We start from the raw sequence: 6,970 nt of genomic DNA on the forward strand, positions 1-6,970 counted from the left end.
CCGATTGGGATTTCTTTGTCGCCTTGCAAGGAGGCATCGAGATCTTTGCCGAGCGTGCAAACTCGGGGCGTGTGCAGTTGGTCGTTAATGCCGATCAGCGCAAGCGGTGAGACCGACGACAGGATTCGACATGCAGTTTCATGAAAAAAGGCGGCAGCAGTTCTTGGGTGAAAGGCACTTCATCGAAGACGTGGCTGCGTCCGGCGACGGCATTGAGTACTTTTCGAACAATCCTTCAGGCGTTGGCGATACGTTAGACGAAAAGTGGATGTGGTCGCGCCACACCGTTGCCCACTACGAATTCCAGACATTGTGTTTGCGCTACACCGCAGGCGAACCGATAGAGCCCTTGCGCGGCGATCTGGAGAAGGTCGTTGCCGCCTTTGAGCGATATGCAGAGTTGTTGTGGCAACACAAGGCCGACCGAAACGAGCCAGCCTTTGACTTCGTCGTGCTGGATGACTACTGCCAGTTGATGCAGCTGATTGGTTTGTGCTTCTTGCTTCATCGCCGCGACCTGCTACCCCGCATCGCCGTGTTGCAGGATGGCGAGAACGGTACCTCCAACGGCGGAGCGGATGTGATTTATGAAGAGTGGGGCTTCATGGGCAGCGAAATTTGCAAGAAAGCGCGGGGCCGGTATTTGTTTCCTTGCAAATATCGCACCACACTTCAGCCGAAATCGTATTGCAGATCAACGACTTGCGGATTGTTCAGGGTGGACTAAGTGGTTTTCGAACTCAGTGGCTGCGCAGAGGTTTCCTGTCGTGAATTGGTTTAGCCCCGATGTGGAGCTGGTTTTTTCTCATGCCTGTCAAACTGAAAAGGCCGCGATTAAATCTGTCCCACCAGAAGGCACGAAAATAGAGGACTTCACCAGCCGAATGGCGTGGATCACCAAGGCCGCAGACCAGTTCCATCTGTTGATGCAGGAAAGCCGCTCCTTCATGGAGGGCGAGCTGCGCACCATGGCCGGATGGGTCGACATGCCAGATCGTTGAGTCAATCATGAAACTTAATCGCCGCTTTGTCCGGATCATCTGCGCTGTCTTGGTGCTGGTCGCAGCAACCTTTGGCTGGGCTGCGCTGAACGGGCGGATCCCAGGCGATCGAGACCTGCTTTCGACATATTCCACCGAGCCCTCTCGCATGCACATATCCCAAAACATCCAACTCCGACTTGGCGAGCCATCAACCAATTTTTTGGCGCGATTCGCCGGCCATGTGCAAGTCAACAGCCAGCCTGCGGGACTCGATTTCCTGAGCCTCGATTGGCGCGGTCCAGCCAGAGCGCTCGTCACGCTGGACCAACCCCATGCTGCGATATCCGTCGACCATGTCATCGGTGTGCAGACCTTTCGACGCGCGGCTGATGACGACATCCAGGGGCTCACTCGCTTTGCCATCTACGCGGGTTTGAACGAGGGCGGCGATATAGGGCACGACGCGGCCCGTGTCTACGTCCATGGCCTGCTCAACCGCATCTTGGCTGCTGGGTGGCAGCAGATGGTTGACGCGGATGAGCCCCGGCTTGTGGGATCTGAGCGACTGAAGCGGACGTTGGCAAGCAGCAATCTCAACGGGCTGGATGCCCGCTACGTCATGTCACTCACTGAGTGGATGCAGGTGGAGGATGGGACGCCTTGGTCCTTCGTGCGTGACGATGCCGTCCTGCAAGTGACATTCCGGCGCGATGCCGCTCGGCTGGCTCCGGGGCAGCCTGGGGCCTATTTTCTTTCTCTGAGCTGGATGTCGGTCGACGAGCACTTCCGGGAGATGGTTGATCCCGAAGAGCGAGCGCGTTGGCGCGATCTGGTTCCGGCCTTGCTGGAGGGGGCTCGTCAAAAGCGCGCGGAGAAGGAGGATGAATTGCGCAAGTTGGGGTGGCAGATCGATGTCAGCTACGTTGACCCGCAATTTTCGAAAGAGCGGCACTGAGTTCTTCATCACACGGAGCGCATCGCGCACGAAGTCATCCAGCACGAACCGCGTGGCTCGACATGGCCTACACAGAAATTGCATTGGCCAGGCCTGACCCCAGCAAACCGAGGCCATGGACCCTAGCGCGCAAGGCATCTACCCTGGCCCGGTGGGCGGCCAGGACGCCCGCCAGGCCCGAGCAGGCAGCCGCGAACTGGCCGATCCGGTCGAGCGCTTCGCCAAACCTCTGCTGCACCTGGACACGCCAACTTCGGCTGCCTGGGTCACGCCCGCGAGCATCCACCTTTGGAGTGGGCAAGACCAAAGCATCAGCGCCCAGGGTGACGTGCACCTGACGGCCGCGCACACCGTCAGCAGCGTCAGCGGCCAGACCACCAGCCTGTACACGCACGCAGGCGGCATCCAGGCCATCACCGCCAACGCGGCCCTGAGCGTGCGCGCGCACACCGATGCCCAGCAGGTCTGGTCAGAGCAAGACCTGACGGTTCAGAGCACCACCGACGAGGTGCGCATTCAAGCGTCAAAGAGCATCACCCTCACTGCAGGGCAAAGCCAGATCGTCATCGAGGGCGGCAACATCACCTTCACTTGTCCGGGGACGTGGACGGTGAAGGGGGCGAGTCATGATTGGTTGGGGGGTGGGAGTCAGGCGGCACAGTTGGTGGGCATGCCCGAAGCAAGTGTCGGCGAACTGCCTCGATGGATGGAACTCGAGTTGCGCGGCTGGGAAGCTGCACCTCTGGCCAATGTGCCTTACGTGGTGACCTTTGCCGACGGCAGCAAACGGCACGGCACGCTTGACGCCAAGGGATTTGCGCGCCTGGACGGCATCCCGAAGGGGCTCGAACACAAGGTTGAGTACCAGAACCCACCCACCTCGGTTGACCCTGAGCCCTACACCCTCGACGACCTGGCCAAGTCGATCAAGGCGTACCTCGGCGTTTGAGTCGAACAAAATACAAAAGAGCACAGGGCAGGTATGTCGATCACATTCGATGACATCGTCAAAGGCATCAACCAAGGCACGCGCAGCGCCCGCAGCGCGGCGATGGATGCCAAGCAGAAGGCCAACTGGGTCTGGGAGGCGCTGCAAGGCGACTTCAACCCGAATCGAACAGTCGGGCAAATTGGGTTGGACACGGCCGTTTGCATGATCCCGGGCCTAGACACGGTCATGGACATCCGTGACCTGATCGCCAACATCATCGCCATCGTTGCTTCGCCTGCGAATGGCATGGCCTGGTTCAACCTGGTGTTGACCTTGATCGGCTTCATCCCCGGCTTGGGCTCGGTGGCCAAGGGTGTGGTCAAGATCGTGTTCGTCAAGCTCAAGCCATTGATCAAGAGCGCAGACGACCTCACCAATGCCAGCAAGATGGTGGCGCACCTGGATAAGGCCTTCGACATCGCGCTGCCTTCCATCGTTCAGTACCTCACCCACTCAGACGTCCAGAAGTTCCTCACCAAGGCAGGTGTGCCGGACGTCGTCAAATTGGTGGCCAGGAGCATTCGGACGGTGGTCGGGAAGGTCAACCCTGCGGTGCTCAAAGCCCAATTCAACGACAAGGCCAACAGCATCAAGGAGATCGTCAACGATTTGATGCCCTTTTTGCCCGATGCTGCGGCGGCCCGGGCCAAGAGTCTGCTCGATGGCATCGTGGTGGTGCAGAAGAACTTTGAGGGTGCCGTCAACCAGTTCATGGAGCCGCTGCACAAGATGATGCTGCGGCTGGCGGACCGGCTGGAAGACATGCATTGGGTGGCGCACACCCAGCAGCTCAACAAGGGGTGGATGGCGCCGCTGTCTGAGCAGGGCAGCAGGCGGTTGATCGCAAAGCACAGGCCGGCTTGGGTGAAGACGAGTCAGCCGATCAAGTTCAGTCAGTTGGATCCTGACTTGTTTCGTTCAGGAGCGGCGTACAGAAATGGATTGGAAAAAGGCGCCCCACCATTGGACAACAAGGCAGTTGAGAGCTTCGCCAAAGGCGTCAGAGCACGCTCACTGCGTGATGGCGAAACGCTTTACCGTGTGGTTGATCCCACCAGTGGTTCACTGAGTACCTGTTGGATCACGGAAGGTGTGTGGAAAGAAATCAATGCCAATCCTGCTGCGGCGCGCGAGATGTGGCGCGGCAACTTGGCGGTCAAGCCTGATTGGAATCAGAACGGCACTTATGTGAAGTTCACCTACAACAAGGCGCGAGATGGCGACATCACCGTGTGGGAGGGGCCAACTGCCATGCAGTGGCTGGGCGACAAGGGTGATGAAGCTCAGGGCTTCCTTGAAGGAGGCTTGACGCAAGTCGTCTGGCAGCCGATGCGCTGGGATCCCGCACGTAATGAAATGGTGCCGCACCAGTTGAAGAATGCGAAGGCTGATGGATTCGAGAAAGGCGTCCAGTTTCCCGACATGGTCGAAGGCGGCATCATCCGAACTGACAAAGCCGAGGCTAAACCTTCCGGCGTGCGCACCAAAATCAACGATCCTCGCATCGAGGGACCGTTTGAAACCGGGTGGGGCTTCAAAGACTTTGAAGATCAGCACAATCTCATCGGTCTGCCCAACCCCTTGAAGGAGTAAGTCAGTGGCGCCACGCAACCTGAGTCAGGAGGCTCACCTTTGGTACACGATCTCTTCGCCGGATTACATCGCGAGGGCAAAGGTCAAACTGCAAGAGGCAGCCGACCTCATGCACGCTCAGGTCGAGCCGCATCCGTTCATCAAGGACTACGCTCCTGTGCCCTATTGGGGGGGGGTGATCGAAGACTTGCTCAGTCAGTTCGATAACGCGCTGGCGATCCTCAAACACGGAGATTTCAGCCCGATGAACCGCTGGGCCAGTCGCATGCAGGACATTCCTCGTGGCCTCCAAGAAGGCAACATGAACTGGATGTCGGAGATGGGGAGGTTCATGGATTTGCTCAACGATGCCTACAGCATTTGCAGCAGGTTTTCAAGGGTCGTGATGATGAGCACTATGTACGGCAGCCAGCGCTACAAGGACGGCACGGGCGATTGGCATCACGATATCCCCGAAGACATGGGCTACGAAGGCAACAACATCGCCCGCAATTCAGAAGAGTACATCTTCCCTATCCTTCCTGAGCAAATTCCCGAATACGTCTCGGACACCGCTGTCTCCTGCAGGACCGGCGATATCGTTCCGTGGACGGGCGTGTGGGTGCCTAGCACGGGCATGGGAACGGCTGCCTTGGCCTTTGCGCGTCAGAACCTGCAAATCATGCAACCGGCCTACGAAATCGCGTCACGCGATGAAGATGGGTATGCCAGCTTCAACTTGGTGGACTGCATCTGGCACCCCGTCAAGCCAACGGGCCGCATGATCGAGCACCCTGTTCTGGCTCAACTCAAGCACGATGCATCAACTGCACGCGGGCGCTGCGAATCTGGCGAGCGTTGCCCACGCGAAGGCTGGTGGTTCACGCCTGCGGTGCAAGACAGTCGACGCTTCTTCAAATTGGGTGAGGTGATGCCGAAGCTGAGCACCGACTACGGTCAGACCATCTGGCAATGGAATGCGCTGCAAGCGTAGCAACTGATCCTCCCCTCGTGACTGCTCGCAATCCTGCGCGCCACCGACGTCGAACAAGGCAGCTACCGCAACCGCTTCAGCGCCGCCCCCGCCGCGCTGCGCCTGCTGCCCTGGGCCCCGGCCTTCGCCTAGTACGAGGCCCCGGGTCCGATGCACGCCCTAGGCTCTGTTTTCGCCGTACTTCTCAACAGAAAAGCGTCTCTTCCTTGCAGGCTTTATGCCCGTTGGACTCCGAGCTTCCCAAGCGATATGCGCGCGAACACTGCCAGACAGGTCCTTCTTTAGCGTTCTCATCAAGTAGACGCCGGGGTGCCCGGATGTGTTGTTCCTACGTTCAATAGAGCAGTATGCAGCGAGGGTCATTGTCTTGACCGTACTGGCAGTTTCATCGCGCCAGGCAATGGCAGCCTGGAGTGCGGCCTCGGTACTTCCGTACCGAGAGGCAGTGAAGCACTTGCGATACTCATTGCCTTGCCTACAGATCTCAACGCTCCATCCCTGCCGACCTCCGGAACTGAGAGGCTTGATGGCATAGAGCTTCTGGCTATTCTGCGTTGACATGAGCGAGTTTGCGCGGATTGTTCAATACTTATCCGGGTAGTCTTGAACTCGGAGTACTTGCACGCCGGCGACGCCGCCGAACATCGCTGCTACGGATTGATGAGCCACGGCGAAGCCCCCTGACGAAGTGATCAGCGACATCGGTCAAACGTGCAAGATTTGGGGTGTTGCAGATCATGAGCAGGACGTCCTTGCTCAGTCGGTCCATCTTGGACTTCACCTGACTGCGAGCCGGATCGTCATTGCCGGTGCAGGCCTTGTCGATAGGCAGCTTCAGCATTTCGACCTTCTTCGCGATCATTCGATGGTAGCTGCGGGGATGTTGTCACCGACCGGCGTAATGGAGCCACTTCGTGATCGGCATATTGGAGCCAGCCGATGATCGGCGTTATGGATCCAGTGCGTGATCGCCGTATTGGAGCCAGCGGCGGATCGGCGTAATGGAGCCAGTCTGCGCTGACTGAACAGCCTCCCGAATCGATTCGGGCCATCTCTACCCTGTGGGCTTTTTGCCTGGAGACAGGGGATGGCCCGCAGGAGATTCGAGATGCATCACTACCGACAAGCCCTGCTGCGCATGCGTCAGGGCGACTCTGACCGGGACATCGCCGACGCCAAGATCATGGGTCGGCGCAAGGCTGGCCAGTGGCGTGCGCTGGCCCAGGCGCCGCTGCCCGACGACGAGGCCGTGGCGGCCGCCCTGGTGCCACCCAAGCGCGCCAGCACCACCGTCTCCAGCCTGGAAGAACATCGCGCCAAGGTCGCCAGCTGGGTCGAGCAGAACGTGCCCGGCACCGCCATCCACCAGGCGCTGCAGCGTCAGCACGGCTGGACGGGCAGTTACTCGGCCGTGCGCCGCATGGTCGCTGGCATCCGGACCACCCTGCCGCCAGAGGTCACCTGCCGACTGGACT

Annotated in this window: 7 protein-coding genes and 1 pseudogene; all 8 read left to right on the plus strand. The window is 59.1% G+C overall.

Annotated features, from left to right (window positions below; translation table 11 throughout):
• Positions 1 to 130 precede the first annotated feature (130 nt).
• Positions 131 to 727: a PoNe immunity protein domain-containing protein gene (locus tag ABG80_RS08115; protein ID WP_058087226.1), complete on the plus strand. Its 597-nt coding sequence runs from the start codon at positions 131 to 133 to the stop codon at positions 725 to 727.
• Between the two features lie 16 nt (positions 728 to 743).
• A complete protein-coding gene (locus ABG80_RS21910; RefSeq protein WP_407638742.1) occupies positions 744 to 1,001 on the plus strand; it encodes a DUF2515 family protein in 258 nt (85 codons plus the stop codon).
• A 7-nt stretch (positions 1,002 to 1,008) separates the two neighbouring features.
• Positions 1,009 to 1,938, plus strand: a complete 930-nt coding sequence (locus tag ABG80_RS08120) for a hypothetical protein (RefSeq protein ID WP_152987532.1) — start codon at positions 1,009 to 1,011, stop codon at positions 1,936 to 1,938.
• 115 nt (positions 1,939 to 2,053) lie between these two features.
• Positions 2,054 to 2,887 (plus strand): DUF2345 domain-containing protein, encoded by an 834-nt coding sequence (locus tag ABG80_RS08125; RefSeq protein WP_058087228.1) that lies wholly within the window; start codon positions 2,054 to 2,056, stop codon positions 2,885 to 2,887.
• Between the two features lie 33 nt (positions 2,888 to 2,920).
• Entirely contained in the window at positions 2,921 to 4,522 is a 1,602-nt protein-coding gene (locus tag ABG80_RS08130; protein ID WP_058087229.1) for a hypothetical protein, read from the plus strand.
• Between the two features lie 4 nt (positions 4,523 to 4,526).
• The gene (locus ABG80_RS08135) at positions 4,527 to 5,495 is read left to right on the plus strand and encodes a hypothetical protein (protein ID WP_058087230.1); all 969 of its coding nucleotides are present in this window, start codon (positions 4,527 to 4,529) and stop codon (positions 5,493 to 5,495) included.
• A gap of 688 nt (positions 5,496 to 6,183) precedes the next feature.
• Positions 6,184 to 6,438: a hypothetical protein gene (locus ABG80_RS21915; RefSeq protein ID WP_152987533.1), complete on the plus strand. Its 255-nt coding sequence runs from the start codon at positions 6,184 to 6,186 to the stop codon at positions 6,436 to 6,438.
• A gap of 165 nt (positions 6,439 to 6,603) precedes the next feature.
• Positions 6,604 to 6,970, plus strand: a pseudogene (locus ABG80_RS08140) (IS21 family transposase); the annotation flags it as partial.

The organism is Aquabacterium parvum, assembly GCF_001447195.1.
GTDB classification, from domain to species: domain Bacteria; phylum Pseudomonadota; class Gammaproteobacteria; order Burkholderiales; family Burkholderiaceae_C; genus Aquabacterium; species Aquabacterium parvum.

Bases quoted from the DNA above. Each gene is read 5' to 3' on its own strand.
- ABG80_RS08115 (WP_058087226.1), top strand. From the start codon at position 131: ATGCAGTTTCATGAAAAAAGGCGGCAGCAGTTCTTGGGTGAAAGGCAC.
- ABG80_RS08120 (WP_152987532.1), top strand. From the start codon at position 1,009: ATGAAACTTAATCGCCGCTTTGTCCGGATCATCTGCGCTGTCTTGGTG.
- ABG80_RS08125 (WP_058087228.1), top strand. From the start codon at position 2,054: ATGGACCCTAGCGCGCAAGGCATCTACCCTGGCCCGGTGGGCGGCCAG.
- ABG80_RS08130 (WP_058087229.1), top strand. From the start codon at position 2,921: ATGTCGATCACATTCGATGACATCGTCAAAGGCATCAACCAAGGCACG.